Raw genomic sequence first — 19502 nt, 5'->3', positions numbered from 1 at the left:
TTTGCCTAAAAGCGCCCGCGATCGAACTCCGGCAGTGCACGCGTTCCTTCAATAGCGACGGCGCGCAGCAGTTCAGAATCCAGCCGTTCGTCGGGCAAGGCGATAAGCATGCCGACTTTGCGTTTGCATACGGCGCGCCTGCGGGCCCGATTGCTTTCGTCAGCACGATCAAGCTTCGCAAAGCGGGGGTCGATACGGCCGTTGATACCCGTGACGCATTTTGCAACGCGCAGCAGTATTTCATAGACCGGAAGCTCCTGCCCCCCGCATCGTGATAGGTCCAGGGAGGCAGATCGCCGCGTCAATCCGTTGGCCTGGCCGACGCTCACGCACGTGACCGTCTCGGGTGTAGTGACACTCATCTGCGCGCTGATCGTTATCAGGCCGCGTACCTCTCCGAAGTCATCCGCTCCGGCATTGAGGCGATTCCTCTCGGGCAATTCGAAGCGGCACGCGCGCTCGGACTCGGCTACATGACGACGCTGCGGCAGGTGATCGTGCCACGGGCTCTCTACAACTTGTTGCCGAGCATGCTGAGCGAATTCATTTCGACGATTAAGGAAACGTCGCTGGGGACGCCGACATTCACCGCTATCGAGCGACGAATGTCGGCAAAGCGATTGAACAGTCGCACCTGCATCGAGCGGTGACGGATCGCTAAGGCCGATGAACGGAATTCGTATCACCGCAGTCAATATGGGCCGCACCGCCGGTCGCCAAAAGCGCGTCGCGCAACGCCTGCAAAGATAATCTTCCTCGTTTCGCTCGCCCATGACCCGGCTCGATATGGGACTTAAGTGGCATTCTTCGGCATTGACGAACCGTCGGACGTTGACCTTTTTCAGCTGCAAACGGCTGTCGGATGGATGCAGCCATGCCCGCGCTGCTGGACGTGTCTCTTCGCTCCGATCATCCCCTTCACACACGGCATTTCGGCGCAGGTCCACATGTTGGTCCGGATCAGACGGTCGCATCTTTTGTCGCTTTTTGCCTTCAGGGCGCAGTCATGCCAGCAATGAACCTATGCGCTGCATCGACCTGCAAAGTGGCAACGCAAGGAAAGGATCCCAACATGTCTGGGACCGCTCTGAGTAGCGAAAACCCTGGCGAGATCGCTCTTCCATGGCCAAACGTAGCTGGTATGATGACATCATGACGGCATAAGTGACGAGCGCAAAAATAAAAAGAACGCATCGCCCGCAACTGGTTTTGCAGTGCACACACGTTGACAAGGAGACAAACGATGAAGGCCTCAAAACGCTGGGTCGCGCTCGCCGCAGCCACGCTTACCCTCTTTACCGCGACGGGCACCGCACAGGCGGCCAACCTGATCGCCATCATTACCCCATCGCACGACAATCCATTTTTCAAGGCCGAAGCGGACACCGCCAATGCGCGCGCCAAAGCGCTCGGCTACGACACGATCGTGCTGGTGCATGACGACGACGCGAACAAGCAGTCCAACCTCGTCGACACCGCAATCGCCCGCGGCGCCAAGGCGATCATTCTCGACAACGCCGGTTCCGAGGCATCGATCGCGGCGGTGCGTAAGGCGAAGGCGGCGGGCATTCCGTCTTTCCTGATCGATCGCGAAATCAACGCGACGGGTATCGCGGTTTCGCAAATCGTGTCGAACAACTACCAGGGCGCGCAGCTTGGCGGCCGCGCGTTCGTCAAGGCGCTCGGCGAGAAGGGCAACTACGTCGAACTCGTTGGGCGTGAAGCCGATATCAACGCCGGTATCCGTTCGAAGGGCTATCACGACGTGATCGACCAGTTCCCGAACATGAAGATGGTCGAGAGGCAGTCGGCGAACTGGAGTCAGACGGAAGCGTATCGCGTCATGGAGACCATTTTGCAGAGTCACCCGGACATCAAAGGCGTGATCGCGGGCAACGATACGATGGCGATGGGAGCCTCCGCGGCATTGAAGGCGGCCAAGCGCAGCGACGTCATCGTCGTCGGTTTCGACGGCAGCAACGACGTGCGCGATGCGATCATGCGCAACGACATCCGCGCGACCGTTCTGCAACCGGCGGCGCTGGCCGCGACGGAAGCGGTCGAGCAAGCCGATAAATACATGAAGACCGGTTCGACCGGCAAGCCCGAAAAGCAGTTGATCAACTGCTCGCTGATTACCAAGGCGAACGCCGGCAAGCTCGACATGTTCGCCCTGCGCTAAAGCGTGTCTGTCGCCCGGGGCGTACGTCCCCGGGTTTTCCTCTGGCGTGGAATGAGGACATTCATGAGAGCTTCTGTTTACGCGGTCATTCTGCTGGTCGCGAGCGGTATGCTGTTCGGCTGCAAACTCGTCAAGCACGATCCTCAGGCGTCCAAAGGACCGCGCGATGCGTACGCGTCGGCGGGCTACGATCCGAACGCGATGGTCGCCTCCATGTGGAGCACGAAAGTGGTGCCCAGCGTCGAGAAGCGCGCGACCGATATCAAGGTGCTGCTGGACGCCATCAAGGCCGATCCCGACGCGGCCGGCAAAAAATATGGCTACCGGGGCAAGGACGACAGCGCGCCCTGGAATTTCCCGACCAGGGTGCGGGGCACCATTGTGTCGGTCGATACGGACTCGAGTCAGGGCACGGTGGGCGTCGATACGGACGGCGACGGCAAGGCAGACGTGATCGTCGACATCGGCCCGACGGTGTTGGGAACGACTCTGCGCGATTCGCTCGACTTCGTCTCGTTCGCGGATTTTCGCAATCAGATCGAATACGCCCGATTCGGAACCGCGCTCAATGCCTACGCGGCGGCACATGTGATGAAGCCGTTGCCGCGCAACGACCTGAAAGGGCAGCCGATCACGGTGACAGGCGCGTTCTCCTACGACGGCGCGAGCGACCAGCCGGAAGTGGTGCCGCTGGCTCTCGCGCTCGGGAGCAAGCCATGAGCGCGGCCCTCGTGGAGAACGATGTCGTCCTTCAGGTCGAGGCGGTGACGAAGGTGTATCCCGGCACGGTCGCATTGAAGGAGGCGAGCTTCACCGTGCGGCGCGGCGCGGTCAACGTGCTTGTGGGAGAAAACGGCGCGGGCAAGTCGACGATGATGAAAATCATCGCCGGTGCGGAGCAGCCCAGCACGGGGCGGCTGCTTCTCGACGGCCAGCCCGTTCAGCTCGCGAGCAGTTCGGACGCGCTGCGTCACGGCATCGGCATCGTGTTTCAGGAACTCAACCTGTTCCCGAATCTGTCGATCGCGGAGAACGTCTTCATCGCGCATGAAATCACGCGTGGGCGCATCGACATCGATGCCGGCGCGCAGCGCCGCAAGGTGAGCGAGTTGCTCAAGCGCCTCGAACTCGACGTCAGCCCGGATACGCTGGTCGAGGATCTACGCATCGGTCAGCAGCAGCTCGTTGAAATCGCCAAGGCGCTGGCGCACGACGCGCGCATTCTGATTCTCGATGAGCCCACCTCCGCACTGAGCGCAGCCGAGGTCGATGTGCTGTTTCAGGTGATCGCGGATCTGAAGTCGCATGGCGTCGCGATTGTTTATATCTCGCACCGGCTCGAAGAGCTGATCCGTGTCGGCGACTACATCACCGTGTTGCGCGATGGCCGCATCACCGGCCATCAGCCGATGAACGAGGTGGACGTGCCGTGGATCGTGCGGCAGATGGTCGGCCGCGAGACGAAGGATTTTTCACGCCCCATCGGACACGAACGCGGCACCGAAGTGCTGCGCGTGCATGACGTATCGCTGCCGCGCAAGGGAGCCGGCCTGCTCGTAGACCACGTGTCGCTGTCGCTGCATGCGGGCGAGATCGTCGGCATTTACGGGCTGATGGGAGCGGGGCGCTCCGAACTGTTCGAATGCATTCTCGGCTGCCATCCGCATGCAACGGGCGACGTCGTGCTCGACGGCAAGCCGCTGAACGGCAAGCCGGTTGCAAAGCGCGTGGCGCAAGGCCTCGCGCTGATCCCCGAAGACCGCAAGGCCGATGCGTTGCTGCCCATCCTGTCGATCGGCAGCAACATGACGCTGTCGAGCCTCGCCGATTTCGCGCGGGGCTTTCATATCGAGCGGCAGCGCGAGCAGAACGCCGTCACGCGTTTCATCCGCGATCTGGCGATCAAGGTGGCCGACTCGCATCTGCCTGTGAGTTCGCTCTCCGGCGGCAATCAGCAGAAGGTCGTCATCGCGCGGGCGTTGATGACGGCGCCGAAGGTGTTGCTGATGGACGAGCCGAGCCGCGGCATCGACGTCGGTGCGAAGGCGGACATCTTCAAGGTGATGCGCGATCTCGCCGTCAAGGGACTCGGCATTCTGTTCGTCACGTCCGACCTGGAAGAAGTGATGGCGCTGTCCGATCGCATTCTGGTGATGTCGAACGGGCGCATCACGGCGGAATTCGATGCAAACGAAGCCACGCAGGACGCGCTCGTTGCCGCATCGGCGATCGGACACCGCGTCGACACGCGCGGAACCGGACAACGCGCCGCCGCCTGACCAGAATCGATGCAACCAGGGATGTAACCCAAAGACGCAGGCCTGACTGGACGATTGGAGACCTTTTCATGACCGTAGCGATCAAAAGCGCCGCGCCCGGCGCGAACCTCGGTGAAGCGCCGCTTTTACTCCTGCTCAAGCTGCGCACGTTCATCGCGCTCTTTGCCGTCGTCATTTTCTTTTCGTTCGCGGCGCACAACTTTCTGAGCATCGAGAACCTGCTGATCATGTCGCGTCACGTTGCGCTCAACGCGTTTCTCGCGATCGGCATGACCTTCGTCATCGTGGCGGGCGGCATCGACCTGTCGGTCGGCTCGATCGTCGGCCTGTCAGGGATGATCGCGGGCGGGCTGATTCTCAACGGGATTCCACTTGGCAGCAGCTACACGCTCTATCTGAGCGTGCCCGAGGTGATCGGCGTCGCGCTGCTCTCGGGCGTCGCGGTCGGCGCGGTGAACGGCCTGCTGATCACGCGGCTCAACGTCGCGCCGTTCATCGCCACGCTGGGCACGCTGTATATCGCGCGGGGCGCGGCGCTGTTATCGTCGGGCGGCGAGACGTTTCCCAACCTGACCGGCAATCCGGATTTCGGCACCACAGGCTTTCCGATTCTCGGCAGTTCGTCCATTCTCGGCATTCCTCTCACGATCTGGCTGCTCGTCGTGGTCGGTGCATTCGCGGCCTATCTCGCGGCCCGCACGCCGCTGGGGCGGCAGATCTATGCGATCGGCAGCAACGAGCGCGCGGCGCAGCTCTCCGGCGTGCGCGTGAATCGCGTGAAGATGTTCGTCTATATGTTTTCGGGGTTTTGCGCGGCGATTGTCGGGCTGATCATTTCGTCGGAACTGGTCGCGTCGCATCCGTTGAGCGGCGAGACTTTCGAACTCAACGCGATCGCCGCGGCCGTACTGGGCGGAACATCGATGTCGGGCGGACGCGGCAAGATCGGCGGCACGATTATCGGCGCGTTCGTGATCGGCATTCTGTCCGACGGACTCGTGATGATGGGCGTCAGCTCCTTCTGGCAGACGGTTATCAAGGGTGTCGTGATCGTCGCGGCGGTGGTGGTCGATCAGATCCAGCGGCGGGTGCAGCAGCGCTTCGCGTTGCAGAAACAGGCGGCGACAGGAGCGTGAGCGATGAGTGCGACGGACGCAATGCAGGCAATCAGCGCAACGACCACAACGACCACAACGGTGAAACGCTTCAAAGGTGCGTTGATCGGATGCGGCTTCTTCTCGCGCAATCATCTGCACGCATGGCGGGACATCGACGGCGCGGAGATCGTCGCGCTGTGCGATGCCGATAGCGAGCGGTTGAAGGCGGCAGGGCAGGCGTTCGGTATCGAGCGTCTGTACAGGGATGCAGCGGCGATGCTAAGCGCCGAGCAACTGGATTTCGTCGACATCGCCACGACTGCGCCGAGTCATCGTTCGCTTGTCGAGCTGGCCGCGCAAGCGGGCGTCGCGGCGATCTGCCAGAAGCCGTTCGCACTGACGCTCGCCGATGCGCGCGCAATGGTCGCCGCTTGCGAGCGGGCCGGCGTGCCGCTGATGGTCCATGAGAACTTTCGCTGGCAGCCGGCGATTCAGGCCGTGGGACGCGCGCTGCATGACGGTGCGATCGGCACGCCGTTCTGGGGCCGCGTGTCGTTTCGTTCAGCGTTCGACGTATTCAGCGAGCAGCCGTATCTCGCGCGAAACGAACGTTTCATTGTGGAAGACCTCGGCATTCATATTCTCGACATCGCGCGCTTTCTGTTCGGCGACGTGACGCGTCTTGCCGCGGCGACCTCGCGCGTGAATTCCGCGATTGCCGGTGAAGACGTTGCGACCATTCTGCTCACACATGAAAGCGGCGTGACGAGCGTGGTGGATTGCAGCTACGCGTCGCGTCAGGCACACGAGCTGTTTCCGCAGACGCTGGTCGAAGTGGACGGCGCTGAGGGCACGCTGCGGCTGTCGGCGGACTACCGGCTGGAGATTCACAACCGCGACGGCACGCGCACCGCAACAGCGGCGCCGCCGCCGTTGGCGTGGGCAAGCGTGCCGTGGGAGGCGATCCAGGCCAGCGTGGTGAATATCCAGCGCCACTGGATCGCGTGCCTTCGCAATGGAGGCGAGCCGCAGACGAGCGGCCGCGACAACCTGAAGACGCTTGCGCTCGTCGAAGCAACGTATCTCTCCGCGCGTGAAGGCCGCACGGTCGAGTTGAAATCGCTTGACGCGGAAGCGCCTGCGGTCACGTCCACTTCTTCCGGTGCGGTGCGGCGATGAATAGCCGTGACGCCTCGCCCGCCAACATTTACTACGGCACCTCGCAGATCGAGCCACGGGGGCAGACGCTGACGGCCGGCCCGTGGTCGGCGCTTTTCATCGACGGTGCGTTGCGCCATATTCGCTACGGCGGCACCGAAGTGATTCGCGCGATCAGCTGGCTGGTGCGCGACCGGGATTGGGGCACTTGCCGGCCGGACATTCGCGACGTCGAACTCGACTCGCATGCGCGAGGCTTTCGCATCTCATACGCCGCGCGCTGCGCGAATCCCGACGGCCATGTTCTGACCTACACGGTCCTGATCGAATGCGATGCGGACGGTGCGTTCGAATGCAGCGCTCAGGCGACGGCGCAAACGGATTTCGTCGCGGCGCGCTGCGGCTTCGTGGTTCTCCATCCGATCGAGGGCGTCGCCGGTGCGGCGGCGCGCGTGGAGCACGATGACGGCACGATCGAAGTATCGTCGTTTCCTGCGTTGATCGATCCGTGGCAACCGTTCACGCGTATCCGCACAATCGAGCATGCGCTTGCATCCGGCGAAACGGTGCGCTGCGCGTTCACGGGCGATGTGTTCGAGATGGAAGACCAGCGCAACTGGTCGGACGCATCGTTCAAGACTTACTCGCGTCCGCTCGAACTGCCGTGGCCGTATACGATCGAAACGGGCTGGACGGGCGAGCAGTCAGTATGTATCGAAGTCGACGGTGCGCCGCGCCAATTGAACGAGGTAGCGGCACTGCCGCGGCAGCATGGCGAAAGTCGGCATAGCGAAATACTGATCGACTTGCATGGCATGAACGAGCCGATGCCTGATCTCGGCGTGACGATCGCGCCCGACGAGATCGACGCGACGCTTGCCAATCTGTCATTGCTGGCCGAACTTGCGCCGCAGCGCCTGACGCTGCACTTCGATCCCGTCGCCGGTCATGGTGCGGCGGAACTCGTGCGGTTCGCGCAGTTGCAGCGGCGCGCCGCGATCCCGGCCGTGCTCGAATGCGCGCTGCCTGGGGTGAATGCGCCCGAACACGAATTGCAACGGATCGCGGCGCGGATTCGGGAAGCCGGCCTCGAGTTGACCGGCATCGTTGTCAGTCCGTCCGTGCACCGGCAGTCGAACCCGCCGGGGAGCATCAGCCCGCCATGCCCGCCACTCGACGAGGTCTACCGCGCCGCACGCCGCGCGTTTCCCGGCCTGCGTCTGGGCGGCGGCATGCTGAGTTACTTCACGGAACTCAATCGAAAGCGGCCGCCGCTCGAGTTGGTCGATTGGGTCACGCACGCAACCTGTCCCATCGTTCACGCAGCCGACGACCGCAGCGTGATGCAAACGCTCGAGGCGATTCCCCACATCACGCGTTCCTGTCGCGCGTTGATTGGCGCGCGGCCGTATGCGATCGGGCCGGTATCGATCGGCATGCGGCAGAACCCGTATGGTTCGCGCGTGATGCCGAATCCGCAAGGCGAGCGTGTGGCGATGGCCGGCGACGACCCGCGTCAGCGCGGTCTGTTTGGCGCGGCGTGGCTGGCCGGTTATGCAAAGGCGCTCGAAGGCGCGGCGCTCGAATGCCTGACCCTCGGCGCGCTAACGGGGCCGCGCGGCCTGATCGACCCCGCGTCCGGTCCGGCGCGCTATCCGATGTTTCATGTCGCGGCCGCGATCGCGCGGATGGCCGGTATGGACCGATTGCAGTGCGGCACGGCAAATCCTCGCGAGGTGGCGTGTTTTGGCGCGCGCGACGCGAAGGGACGCCTGCGCCTGGTCGTCGCCAACCTCACGCCTGATCCATGCACGGTCCGCCTGAGGTTCGCCGGCGGCGAGGTGGTGGGCGACAGGAGCGTTTCGACGCTCGATGAATCGTCGTTCGAAGCGGCGCGAGGCGGGCAAATCCCGGTGGACTGTCTGAGCCCCGGGCACGGCGCCGTGTCCCTCAAGCCCTTCGCCTGCGTGCAGATAGCTGTCGGGCTGACGCCTTTCGGACGGCCCATCTCCGCCGCCCGCCACTCATAAACCGCTCCGTGAATACCCCACTGTCCGCACTTTAAGCATCATGGTCTAATCATCACACCAGTACATCACATGAGTGATGTGTCGAGGCGACCTGATTGGAGGATGTGAGATGCAAACCGTACCCGTGAATCAGGTCGAGCGATCGGCCATACGCAAGGTATCGATTCGCCTTGTGCCGTTCGTGGCGCTGATGTTCTTCATCAATTTTCTCGACCGCACGGCGATCTCGTTTGCCGGTCCGAACGGCATGACGAAGGACCTCGGCCTGAGCGCCGCGCAGTTCGGTCTCGCGGCCGGCGTGTTTTTCATCGGTTACATCGTGCTGGAGATTCCGAGCAATCTCGCGTTGCATAAGTTCGGCGCGCGCCGTTGGCTCGCTCGCATCATGGTGTCGTGGGGCATCGTCGCGTTGCTGTTCACGTGGGTCAGCAGTATTCCCGGCCTGTACACGCTGCGTTTCCTGCTCGGCGTGACGGAGGCGGGCTTTTTCCCGGGCGCGATTCTGTTCCTCAGCATGTGGGTGCCGTCGCGCTATCGCAGCCACATCCTCGCGCTCTTCTATCTCGCGCAGCCGCTGACGATCGTAATCGGCGCACCCGTTGCCGCGTTGCTGATCGAAGCGCATGGCCTCTTCGGACTTGCCGGCTGGCGCGTGATGTTCTTCGGTGTCGCGGTGCCCGCGATCGTGATCGGCGTGGCGGCATGGTTCTATCTCGCCGACTGGCCGTCGCAGGCGCGCTGGCTAACCGCGGCCGAGAAAGCCTGGCTCACCGCCGAACTCGAAGCGGAAGAACTCGCCCGCGCCAATGCGTCGACACAGCACTCGATGCATGCGCGAGCCGCGCTCAGAAGCGGCCGCGTATGGATGTTCGCGTTGATGTACTTCGGCCTGATCTACGGACTCTATGCGCTCGCTTTCTTTCTGCCGACGATCATCGGCGGCTTTGAAGGCCAGTTCGGCACGCACTTCAACGTGTTCCAGAAGGGCTTGATCACCGCGATCCCGTATCTGCCCGCCGCGCTCGCGCTGTATCTGTGGAGCCGCAACGCGACGAAGCATGGCGTGCGTGCATGGCACATCGGCGTGCCGGCACTGATCGGCGCGGCGAGCATTCCCCTCGCGCTGTACATGCAATCGCCTGTGGCGACCGTCGCCGTGATTACCGTCACCGCCTGCGCGATCTTTTCCGCGCTGCCGAACTTCTGGGCGCTGCCCGCGCGCTTTCTCTCCGGCGCCGCGGCTGCGGCGGGCATCGCGCTGATCAACACCATTGGCAATCTCGCCGGCTTCATGGCGCCGTACGTCACGGGCGCCGTGAAGGATGCGACGGGATCATATCACGCGCCGATGTTCGTCGTCGGTGTGCTGATGCTGATGAGCGCGGGACTGGCCTTCGCGTTCTGCAGCAGCGCGCGCCTGCCAAAACCCGGTGACGGCATCGCGCCCGTCACGCTCGAGCCGCAATCGCATTCGAGCTGATCGCCACGAATTTCGATGAATCCATGCAAGGAGCTCACACCATGAAAGAGAAAATCGCACTGTTCGGCGCCGGCGGAAAGATGGGCTTTCGCCTCACCAGCAATCTGCTGAAGTCCGACTATCGCGTCGCGCATGTCGAGGTGAGCGAGGCGGGGCAAAAGCGTCTCAAGGAAGAACTGAACGTCGACTGCGTGTCGACCGATGCCGCGCTCGACGGCGCACAGGTGGTGATCCTCGCCGTGCCCGACACACTGATCGGCAAGCTCAGTCACGAGATCGCGCCGAAGCTGCCGGCGGGCACGATGGTGATGACGCTCGACGCCGCGGCGCCGTTCGCAGGCCATCTGCCTGAGCGGCCCGATCTGACATATTTCGTCGCGCACCCGTGTCATCCAATCATTTTCAATAACGATGACGATCCGAAAGCGCGGCGCGATTTCTTCGGTGGCGCGTACGCGAAGCAGTCGATCACCAGCGCGCTGATGCAAGGACCGGAAGAAGCGTTCGACCTCGGTGAAGACGTGGCCAAAGTGATCTACGCGCCGATTCTTCGCTCGTATCGTTTGAGCGTCGACCAGATGGCGCTGCTCGAACCCGGCCTGTCGGAAACGATTTGCGCGACGCTGCTCTACGTGATGCGCGAAGCGATGGACGAGACCGTGAAGCGGGGCGTGCCGAAAGAGGCCGCGCGCGACTTTCTGCTCGGGCACATGAACATCCTGAGCGCGGTGATCTTCAACGAAATTCCCGGCGCGTTCTCCGATGCGTGCAACAAGGCGATCGAATTCGGCAAGCCGCGGCTGATGCGCGACGACTGGAAGAACGTGTTCGATCGCGCGGAAATCGCCGAGAGCATCCGCCGGATCACGTGATAGGGCGATGTGCGCCTTCTTTCCGATTTCCAAACAGGGATTGATATCGTGAGCGAACGTATTCACGCGACTTACTGGCTCGAAACCGGCGACGATCCACAACGTGCTGCCGACGTGATTGCCGGCGAGCAGTCGAGCGGCACCTTTGTCGCGCTGCCGAACGAAACGCCGGAATTGAAGGCTCGCTCGGGCGCGCGCGTCGAGCATCTCACGGTGCTGGAAACGGTCGGCAGGCCGAGTCTGGCTGGCGGAATCGTGTCGGAGCGGTATAGCCGCTGCACGCTCGAACTGTCGTGGCCGATCGAGAACCTCGGTGCGTCCCTGCCGAATCTGATGTCGACCATCGCGGGCAATCTGTTCGAGCTGCGGCAGGTGTCGGGTTTGCGTCTAACCGGGCTGACGTTGCCGCCGTCGTTCGCTTCGGCGTATCCGGGGCCCGCGTTCGGTATCGAAGGCACGCGGCGGCTGAGCGGTGTGGCGCACGGTCCGTTGATCGGCACGATCATCAAACCGAGCGTCGGGTTGTCGCCCGTGGAGACGGCGCAGCAGGTGCGCGAACTCGTCGCGGGCGGCATCGACTTCATCAAGGACGATGAATTGCAGGCCGACGGTCCGCACTGTCCGTTCGACGAACGGGTGCGGGCCGTGATGCGTGTGGTCAATGCGGAAGCGGATCGCACCGGCAAAAAGGCGATGGTCGCGTTCAACGTGACGGGCGACCTGGATCAGATGCGTCGTCGTCATGATCTCGTGCTGGCCGAGGGCGGCACATGTGTGATGGCGGTGCTCAACTCGATCGGTCTGGTCGGCATGCATGAACTGCGGCGGCACGCGCAATTGCCGATTCACGCGCATCGCGCCGGCTGGGGTTATCTGTCGCGCTGCCCCGAGCTTGGCTGGGACTACGCGCCGTGGCAAATGATCTGGCGTCTCGCGGGTGCCGACCATCTGCATGTGAACGGACTGCGCAACAAGTTCAGCGAGCCCGACGACAGCGTGATCGCCGCCGCGCGCGCGGTGCTCGCGCCGGTGATGCGCGAAGCGCCGATGTCCGCGATGCCGGTGTTCAGTTCAGGGCAGACCGGCTTGCAGGCCGCGGACACGTACGCCGCGATCGGCTGTGCGGACCTGATTCACACGGCCGGTGGCGGTATCTTCGGTCATCCCGGCGGCGTGGCAGCGGGCGTCGAGGCGTTACGCGAGGCGTGGGTCGCCGCCGTCGAAGGCGTGCCGCTCAAGCAGCATGCCGCAAGACATCCGGCATTGAACGCCGCGCTGGAGTTCTGGAAATGAACGGGACAGAGCCGGCGGAGCCGACGAACGGGACGAACGCGACAGCGTGGCCTGCCGGGCTGCTGCTCGCCTATTACGGCGACGACTTCACGGGCTCGACGGACGCGATGGAAGCCATGCAAGCCGCCGGCGTGCCAACCGTGCTGTGTCTGCAAAAGCCTTCGCCCGAGTTGCTGGCGCGTTTTCCAGAAGTGCGCTGCGTGGGCATGGCGGGTTCTTCGCGTGGACGCTCCAGCGCATGGATGGACGACGAGCTTCCGGATGTTTACGCGAGCCTTGCCGCGCTCGGCGCACCGATCCTGCAATACAAGGTCTGCTCGACGTTCGATTCGTCTCCCGAGGTCGGATCGATCGGCCGCGCAATCGACATCGGCGTCAGGCATATGCCCGGCAACTGGTCGCCGATGGTGATCGGCGCGCCGCGCCTGAAGCGTTATCAGATGTTCGGCAACCTGTTCGCCGCCGTGGATGGTGTCGGCTACCGGCTCGACCGGCATCCGACCATGTCGCGGCATCCCGTCACGCCGATGAACGAGGCCGATCTTCGCCTGCATCTCGCGAGGCAAACGGCGCGGCGCATCGAACTGATCGACATGCTTGAACTGCGCGGCGCCGATGTCGCGACGCGAGTGCGAGCGCTGTGCGCGCCCGACACGCCGGTCGTCCTGATCGACGTGCTCGACGAAGAGACCCTGGCCGAGGCGGGCCGTCTGGTTTGGGAGCAGCGTTGCGAAGGGATTTTCACGGCGTCGTCGTCGGGTCTGCAATACGCGCTGGCGGCGCACTGGCGCGCGCGTGGGTTGTTGCCGCCGACGCCCTCGCTACCGGCCGCCGATCCCGTCCAGGCGATCGCGGCCGTCAGCGGCAGTTGCTCCCCGGTGACGGCCGCGCAAATCGGCTGGGCGCGCGCACACGGTTTTCACACCGAGCGCCTCGATCTGCCTCGGGCGCTCGATTCGCGCGACGGAGCCGCCGAAATCGAACGCGTCGTGACGGCAGCCACGCAGGCGTTGACTCGCGGCATCAGCGTGATCGTGCATAGCGCCGAAGGGCCGCACGACCCGGCGGTAACCGGCTTCGACGCCATTGCGTCCGCTGCGGGATTTGCGCGGCACGATGCGGCGCGCAAAGTCGGGCGCGCATTGGCCGAGGTGATGCGGCGGCTGCTCGATAGCGTCGAGCTGACGCGCGTGGTCGTCGCCGGTGGCGACAGTTCAGGGGAAGTGGCGAGCGTGCTCGGCATCGATGCGCTGAGCGTCATGGCGGGGCTCGTCCCTGGCGCGCCGCTGTGCCGCGCGTGGTCCGCCGAGCCACGGCGCGATGGTCTGCAAATCGTGCTGAAAGGCGGCCAGATCGGCGATGCAGCGTTCTTCGGCATGGTCAGGGAAGGGCGGCTGGCGGGGGCGTAACGTGCGGCGCGCGTTGAACCAGCGAGCGGTCGCGCCGCACGCCACCGGTCTTGTCAGGTCATAGGTGGCGACGGCCCCCGCGCCCTTCCATCCGGCGGCGTGTCCGTGGTAAGGTCATTACACCACTTGGTTTTACGCGGATATGTCATGGCTGAGATCATTCAGCGCCGAAAGCTGTATCAGGAAGTTGTCGACCGGCTTATGGAGCGAATCCGTTCGGGCGAAATCGCGCCCGGCGCGCAGCTTCCGTCTGAACGGGAGTTGATGGAAATCTACGGCGTGGGCCGGCCCGCCATCCGCGAGGCGCTGCAAACGCTGGAGCGCTCCGGCATCGTCGAGATCGTGCATGGGGAGCGTGCGAGGGTCGTTGTTCCCACGGCCGACCGGCTGATTGCGCAGATCGCCGGCGGCGCGATGCACCTGCTGCGCAGTCATCCCGACATGCTGGCTCACCTGAAAGAGGCGCGGGTCTTTCTCGAGACGGGCACCGCGCGCATGGCGGCGGAGCGCGCGACCGAAGAGGACGTGGCTCGCCTGCAACTCAGCGTGGCGCGGCACCGCGCTTCCATGGTCAATCTCGAGGAGTTTATCGAGCGCGATATGGCGTTTCATCGCGAGATTGCGCTGATCAGTGGCAATCCGATTTTCCCGTCGATTGTCGAATCGCTGTTTCGCTGGGCGGGCGAATACTACCGGCCGCTCGTGCGCGCGCCGGGCGCAGAAGAGTTGACGTTGTCGGAGCACCAGCGAATCGTCGATGCGATCGCGAAACATGATGGCGACGGTGCGGCTGAAGCAATGCGCGCGCATCTGAATCGTGCAAACGAACTGTATCGAACGCTTAGCCGGACGTAATCGAGGGCTCTACCAGGTCACGTCTGCGCTACGGTCCAGGATGCGGCGAATCTGTCACGACGCGTACTGCAATGCCTGTCTTTGTTGAACGCAGCCCAGCAGGTTGGCTGACTGGGGCGATTCATCAGCTTCTGGACCTGCACTCTTCGGACGCGCCAGACCGGGACAGCCGGAAGAGCGGTGGCGACGCGATATCCCATTCACCTTGAGAGTGGAGATCAATGGCGTGCTTTGTCGATTGCGAGTCCGAACAGTGAGCGAAGAGGTCGATCGGAAAGGCCACCATCGGCGCCATTGACCGACCATGGGGGACAACGACGTAGTACGCGTCTTTGGGCTTATATGGTGTTGATTTGCACGGAATCCTGACCCAAGGGGGGCGGATTCCGTGCAAATCAACACCCCAACGGACATCATTAGTGGAATTTGCGAACTTCAACAGATTGTGGTCGCTGATCGAGCCACTGCTACCTGCGCGAGCACCACGCAATCGCCAGTTTGCGGGCCGCAAACCGACACCCGATCGGGCGGTGCTGACCGGCATCGTATTCGTGTATGCCACGCTAGCAGAATTAACGGACACTATTAGCGCCTATGGCCACGGCTAGCAGAATTAGCGATCTTCTACAACGGGCGCAAGATGGACGGCGGCGGAGCAGGGCGGCCGCGACGGATTGCCCGGGGTTCAGGGGCGCCAGAAGGCCTGGCAGAGATTGTTCGTCGCCGACGGTTTCGATGATCGGGCAGCGTCCGGGCGTGGCAGTAACTGGCGGATGGACCGCCGCCATGCCGGCCGGCAGACGATGCTCACGGACAACTGAGAAAGTGTTCGGCGCGTTTTGCATCACCGCACTGCATGGCGACGAGCAGCGCTTAACGGGGAGGGGCCGAGTTCGCCCTTCCTCACCACCGGGTGACTGCCTGCGCGTTGTGGACGACAAGAGGGCGATCAGAAGCGCAGCTACAATCGCCGGCTGCTCGGGCGGCCCAAGCGGGAGTGCTTCCAGGCCATCGTGCCCACGCGTGTCACCAACCGGCTCCGGACGTTCTACTCCAGCACGTCCGACTCTTCGTAGCAACGCATTGCCGCTTGCAGGGGCGTGGCGTCCATCCAGTGTTGCCGGTCGTCGGATTTGATACCGCCGCGAGTTACCTTGCCGACACAAGCGACAAATTGTTTTCCTAACTCTGCATCGGCAATTTCGCCGACGACGATTCCCAGTTGTTTCAGGTCATCCAAGGTCATTGTCATTTCTTCTCTGTGGGCTGTGCGGAGATCCGCTCGCCATCTGGTCCCATCGGACGGGCTGCGTCCAAGGGCACTGGGCCGAGTGGATACTGTTATCTGTACGGTATACAGCAGCGTCAGGCCGCAGCGACCGGCGAGGTGCCGCCCTCCGGCGCGCCGGCAAGCCGGGGTGGGCGCCGGCGTCGCTCCTTCTTCCCTCGGGCGAAAAAAGCTGACTGCGAAGGTTCGCTCTAACCGTTCCCTACCTACGTTGAGGGACCGCGGTGAAGGACTTCAGGGCTGAGTGACAAGCAGCGGCCAACGTAATAACATTGTGTTGACGCGATCCGCTCGACGGCATAACATTGTACTTACGGTGAGCTTATGAAAACGACGATTCGCAAGATGGGTAATTCGCAGGGCGTGCTGATTCCAAAGCCCGTCCTTGCGCAGTTGGGATTGGAGAACGAAGTGGAAATGGAAGTCGAAAACGACGCGATCGTGCTGCGTCGCCCCCGCCATAAGGCTCGCGAAGGCTGGGCTGAGGCGAGCAAGGCGCTTGCTGAGAGCGGTGACGACGCGCTGGTGATGGGTGAGTTTGGCAACGCCGACGATGCGGAGCTTGCATGGTAGTGCGCGGCGAAGTCTGGCTCGTTGCGCTCGATCCGACGCTAGGTAGCGAGATTCAAAAAACGCGGCCCTGTGTAGTGGTATCGCCGCCTGAGATGCACGACCATCTGCGAACGGTCATCGTTGCACCGATGACTTCGAAAGGGCGCCCTGCGCCGTTTCGCATACCTGTGACGTTCAAACGGAAACAGGGGTTGATTTTGCTGGATCAGATTCGCGCGGTAGACAAGGTACGACTGGTAAAGAAGGAAGGCGCGATTGCCGATAACACGATGTTGGACACCCTGCGTACCTTGCAGGAAGTGTTCGCGGAATAGGAAAAGTCGTCACTACAAACCGGCGACAGAAAAACGGGGTGGGGAATATTTTGGCGCATGTTTCTCGGCGCGAACTTTTGGCGTCTCTGGCGTTGATGGCGTTGTGCTTGGTAACGCCGCTAAAGCCGCTGTTTGTATGGTGGCCAATGGATACTCTGGCATCCAACTATCGCGCTGTACTTGGCTAGTACGTAAGTTGACATAATATAAATTATCAACAAATCGCATGTGCCAGCTAAATTGAAATGTCGCGTTTCCCCCCCAATGCCACACCAGCCGCTTCACCGCCTCACCATCAAGGCCCAGTAACAAACCGCCAAAGCGCCGCACACTCGGCACGCGACAACTGGAAATGAGGCATCGACTTACGCAGCAGCACGCTTGCCGGATCGATGCCGTCCTCGATGGCTCGACAGAACGCCACCGGGTCATACTGACTCGGCGGCCCGCCTCGGCGGCTCTTTGCGTCAAGCAAGTAGCCGCGTGTCAGCGGCGGCGCAAAGCTGGGCGCCGGCTCCGTCCGCGTGTGGCAATTGATGCATCGCGTCGTCCATTCCGGCAGCGCTTGATTGTCGTCGCGCAGATGCGCCGCTGCCGGACGTTGCCCGGTGAAAATCGCGCACCCAAGATCGTCCGGTTTGCAGCGCTCTTCAGCATGCGCAAAAAGCGCAGCGCCAAGTAGCGCCAGGCAAACCGTCCAGCGAGCCGCGAGGCGCGAGGTTGTCGACGTCGTCATCAGTGGAGGCGCAACGTGCGTGACACGCTCGGCACGCCGTTCGTGTTCAACGCGAACAGCATGTAGTAGCCGGGAATCACAACACCAGGATCGGCGGGAATCTTCAGGATGAATTCGCCGGCCGTACCGATCGTGAAACTCAACGGCACGCGTCGCTGCTCGTTGTTCACTGCATGTGTGTTGGACGACAAACGCATCAGCGCGAACGCCTTCACGCCAGTAGTGGCTTTCACCGCGATGGACGTGCCGAGTTGCGCGTCGGCCGGTACGTTGCTGAGCGTCGGCCGCGTGGCCGCCGAACCATCCGCATTGAGCAGATACGGCGGTGTGAGTATTTCGATGTCCGTATGGTTGGTCGCACAACCACCGCACAAACCGCCGCCGCCGCTGAGCACTCGGCCGTCCGGCAATAGGAGCGCAACGCTGTGATAAGTCCGCGGCACGGCCTGCGGCGCGAGTTGCGAAAAGACCTTCGTCGTCGGGTCCCACAACTCGGGAGTCAGCACCGCGGTGTCGTCCGAGAAAGGCTGTGCGAACGCCTGGCCGCCCACCACGACGACCTGTCCGTTCGGCAACACGACGCTGCTGCTGAATGCCCGCGTATAGCTCATCGGAGGCAGCGCGGTCGCGGTCGCCGTACCGGTGCTGATATCGATGAGCGTCGCATTCGAAGTCGCATTCGACTGCTCATAACTCGGCGCCCCGCCGACCGCGAGGATCTTCCCGATGTCGTACATGACCGCGTTGCCGTTCATCGCATCGGTATCGTTCGCGCGCTTGCCCGCATCGGTCACATTGCCGTTACCCGCGGTGTCGAACCAGTGCATGGCCTGGCTCGGCCCCGCGTGGAAAACGCGTCCGTTGGCCACCGCGAACAACCACGCGTGGTTATCGGCGCGGAATATGCCCGCCGCGTCCTGCGTCAATATGTAGTCGGCGAGTATCGCGCCGTTGATTTGCCAACCCACGCCCGATGTCCACGTCTCGCCGTTCTTGCCGCCCTCCCCGCCATTCCACGAGCCGCCCAGCGTGAACACGCTGCCGTTGCTCAACGTGACGGTGCCCTGATAGCCGCGCGGGATTTTCATCAGGTTGCTTGACGTCCATTGACCCGTCGACGGCGTGTAGATACTCGTCTTCGAACTGCTCGATCCGCCGTTGACCAGCAAGCGGCCGTCAGGCAGATTCGCGATGCCTGGACAGAACATGTCGTGCCCGGTATTGCTGACCAGTACCTGCTTGTTGGTCCCTGTGGTTGGGTTGAAGACTGCGGTGTAGGTCTTTCCCGGCGTGATTTCACCCGAGGTGAAATCGAGCAGCATATCGGAGGACCACACCAGCACGTTGCCATCGGGAAGATTGGCTGCCGCTGCGGGAACCATCGGCACGCCGAAAGGCCCCGACCATTTGGACGGCAACGTCTTCACATTCAGACCGCTCAACTGCCAGGTCTGCAGCGCGCTGCCATTGCATGTCTGCTGGCGGATTTGCTGACCCCATCCAGTGAGACTCTGCGCGGCCAGACACAAGCCGCTATGCGCAGCCACTATCGCGTAGCCGTTGCCTTGCGGCTTCGCGGTGAAGGTCTGGTTCGTCTGACCGTTGCACGACCACTGGATGATCGCGGCGCCCGCAGCCTTGCTCTCCGCGTTCACATCCATGCACAGGCCGCTGTTCTGATTAACGAAATGGAATTGCGACCCGATAGGTACAGGCCGCCACTGCTGATTGGCGCCGCCCGAGCAGCCCCAGGAGATCACCGAGGCGCCGGGAGTGGTCGATGCAGAGTCGACGTCCGCGCACACATTGCCGCCGAGCGCTATCGACCCTACCGTTTGCGCTTCTACGCGTCCGGCAAACATGGCAAGCGTCAACGCCAGTGCAGCGACGAAAAATGCATTCATGCACTTGCCGGCATAGCGCGAGAAGAATCTGA

General features: G+C 62.8%; 16 protein-coding genes and 1 pseudogene. 14 read left to right on the top strand and 3 right to left on the bottom strand.

What is annotated here, in order from left to right; all coding sequences use genetic code 11:
* Positions 1–5: 5 nt before the first annotated feature.
* On the bottom strand, positions 6–329 hold the full coding sequence (locus ABIE53_RS29685; RefSeq protein WP_192698943.1) for a hypothetical protein: 324 nt from the start codon (positions 327–329) through the stop codon (positions 6–8).
* Here ABIE53_RS29685 and ABIE53_RS29680 point away from each other — a divergent pair.
* The 12 genes and pseudogenes from ABIE53_RS29680 to ABIE53_RS29625 all read left to right on the top strand — a co-directional run.
* Positions 313–575: pseudogene (locus ABIE53_RS29680) on the top strand (ABC transporter permease subunit); the annotation flags it as partial. The gene ABIE53_RS29685 and the pseudogene ABIE53_RS29680 overlap by 17 nt on opposite strands.
* 668 nt (positions 576–1243) lie before the next feature.
* Entirely contained in the window at positions 1244–2182 is a 939-nt protein-coding gene (locus tag ABIE53_RS29675) for a D-ribose ABC transporter substrate-binding protein (RefSeq protein WP_192698944.1), read from the top strand.
* A gap of 63 nt (positions 2183–2245) precedes the next feature.
* Positions 2246–2902 carry a DUF2291 family protein gene (locus ABIE53_RS29670; protein WP_192698945.1) on the top strand — a complete coding sequence of 219 codons (657 nt, stop codon included), beginning with the start codon at positions 2246–2248 and terminating at the stop codon, positions 2900–2902.
* A complete protein-coding gene (locus tag ABIE53_RS29665; RefSeq protein ID WP_192698946.1) occupies positions 2899–4461 on the top strand; it encodes a sugar ABC transporter ATP-binding protein in 1563 nt (520 codons plus the stop codon). The genes ABIE53_RS29670 and ABIE53_RS29665 overlap by 4 nt, the downstream gene beginning before the upstream one ends.
* Before the next feature lie 68 nt (positions 4462–4529).
* Positions 4530–5597: an ABC transporter permease gene (locus ABIE53_RS29660; protein WP_006052132.1), complete on the top strand. Its 1068-nt coding sequence runs from the start codon at positions 4530–4532 to the stop codon at positions 5595–5597.
* A 3-nt stretch (positions 5598–5600) separates the two neighbouring features.
* The gene (locus tag ABIE53_RS29655; RefSeq protein ID WP_310075201.1) at positions 5601–6737 is read left to right on the top strand and encodes a Gfo/Idh/MocA family protein; all 1137 of its coding nucleotides are present in this window, start codon (positions 5601–5603) and stop codon (positions 6735–6737) included.
* Positions 6734–8746, top strand: coding sequence for a D-apionate lactonase (gene apnL / locus ABIE53_RS29650; protein ID WP_192698947.1), 2013 nt, complete (start codon positions 6734–6736; stop codon positions 8744–8746). Before ABIE53_RS29655 ends, apnL begins: the two co-directional genes overlap by 4 nt.
* Before the next feature lie 109 nt (positions 8747–8855).
* Complete coding sequence (locus ABIE53_RS29645; protein ID WP_192698948.1) at positions 8856–10226, top strand: MFS transporter; 1371 nt, start codon at positions 8856–8858, stop codon at positions 10224–10226.
* A 41-nt stretch (positions 10227–10267) separates the two neighbouring features.
* Complete coding sequence (locus ABIE53_RS29640) at positions 10268–11098, top strand: phosphogluconate dehydrogenase C-terminal domain-containing protein (RefSeq protein WP_107709704.1); 831 nt, start codon at positions 10268–10270, stop codon at positions 11096–11098.
* Between the two features lie 48 nt (positions 11099–11146).
* Positions 11147–12391, top strand: a complete 1245-nt coding sequence (locus ABIE53_RS29635; protein WP_029970702.1) for a ribulose-bisphosphate carboxylase large subunit family protein — start codon at positions 11147–11149, stop codon at positions 12389–12391.
* Complete coding sequence (gene oiaK, locus ABIE53_RS29630) at positions 12388–13800, top strand: 3-oxo-isoapionate kinase OiaK (RefSeq protein WP_029970701.1); 1413 nt, start codon at positions 12388–12390, stop codon at positions 13798–13800. Before ABIE53_RS29635 ends, oiaK begins: the two co-directional genes overlap by 4 nt.
* 147 nt (positions 13801–13947) lie before the next feature.
* On the top strand, positions 13948–14655 hold the full coding sequence (locus tag ABIE53_RS29625; RefSeq protein WP_006052125.1) for a transcriptional regulator NanR: 708 nt from the start codon (positions 13948–13950) through the stop codon (positions 14653–14655).
* Positions 14656–15703: 1048 nt separating this feature from the next.
* On the opposite strand, the gene ABIE53_RS29620 is transcribed toward ABIE53_RS29625, so the two are convergent.
* The gene (locus tag ABIE53_RS29620; RefSeq protein WP_132384601.1) at positions 15704–15901 is read right to left on the bottom strand and encodes a hypothetical protein; all 198 of its coding nucleotides are present in this window, start codon (positions 15899–15901) and stop codon (positions 15704–15706) included.
* 366 nt (positions 15902–16267) lie between these two features.
* Between ABIE53_RS29620 and ABIE53_RS29615 the strand changes: the two genes are divergently transcribed.
* Both ABIE53_RS29615 and ABIE53_RS29610 read left to right on the top strand, forming a co-directional pair.
* Positions 16268–16516, top strand: coding sequence for an AbrB/MazE/SpoVT family DNA-binding domain-containing protein (locus tag ABIE53_RS29615; protein ID WP_006053174.1), 249 nt, complete (start codon positions 16268–16270; stop codon positions 16514–16516).
* Entirely contained in the window at positions 16510–16830 is a 321-nt protein-coding gene (locus tag ABIE53_RS29610; protein WP_107709712.1) for a type II toxin-antitoxin system PemK/MazF family toxin, read from the top strand. The genes ABIE53_RS29615 and ABIE53_RS29610 overlap by 7 nt, the downstream gene beginning before the upstream one ends.
* Before the next feature lie 735 nt (positions 16831–17565).
* Here ABIE53_RS29610 and ABIE53_RS29605 read toward each other — a convergent pair.
* Positions 17566–19470: an RICIN domain-containing protein gene (locus tag ABIE53_RS29605; RefSeq protein WP_192698949.1), complete on the bottom strand. Its 1905-nt coding sequence runs from the start codon at positions 19468–19470 to the stop codon at positions 17566–17568.
* Between the last annotated feature and the right edge of the window lie 32 nt (positions 19471–19502).

It is taken from the genome of Paraburkholderia sp. OAS925 (assembly GCF_040543975.1).
Classification (GTDB): domain Bacteria; phylum Pseudomonadota; class Gammaproteobacteria; order Burkholderiales; family Burkholderiaceae; genus Paraburkholderia; species Paraburkholderia graminis.
The sequence above is the reverse complement of the archived record's forward strand: the minus strand, read 5'-3'. Positions and strand labels throughout refer to the sequence as shown.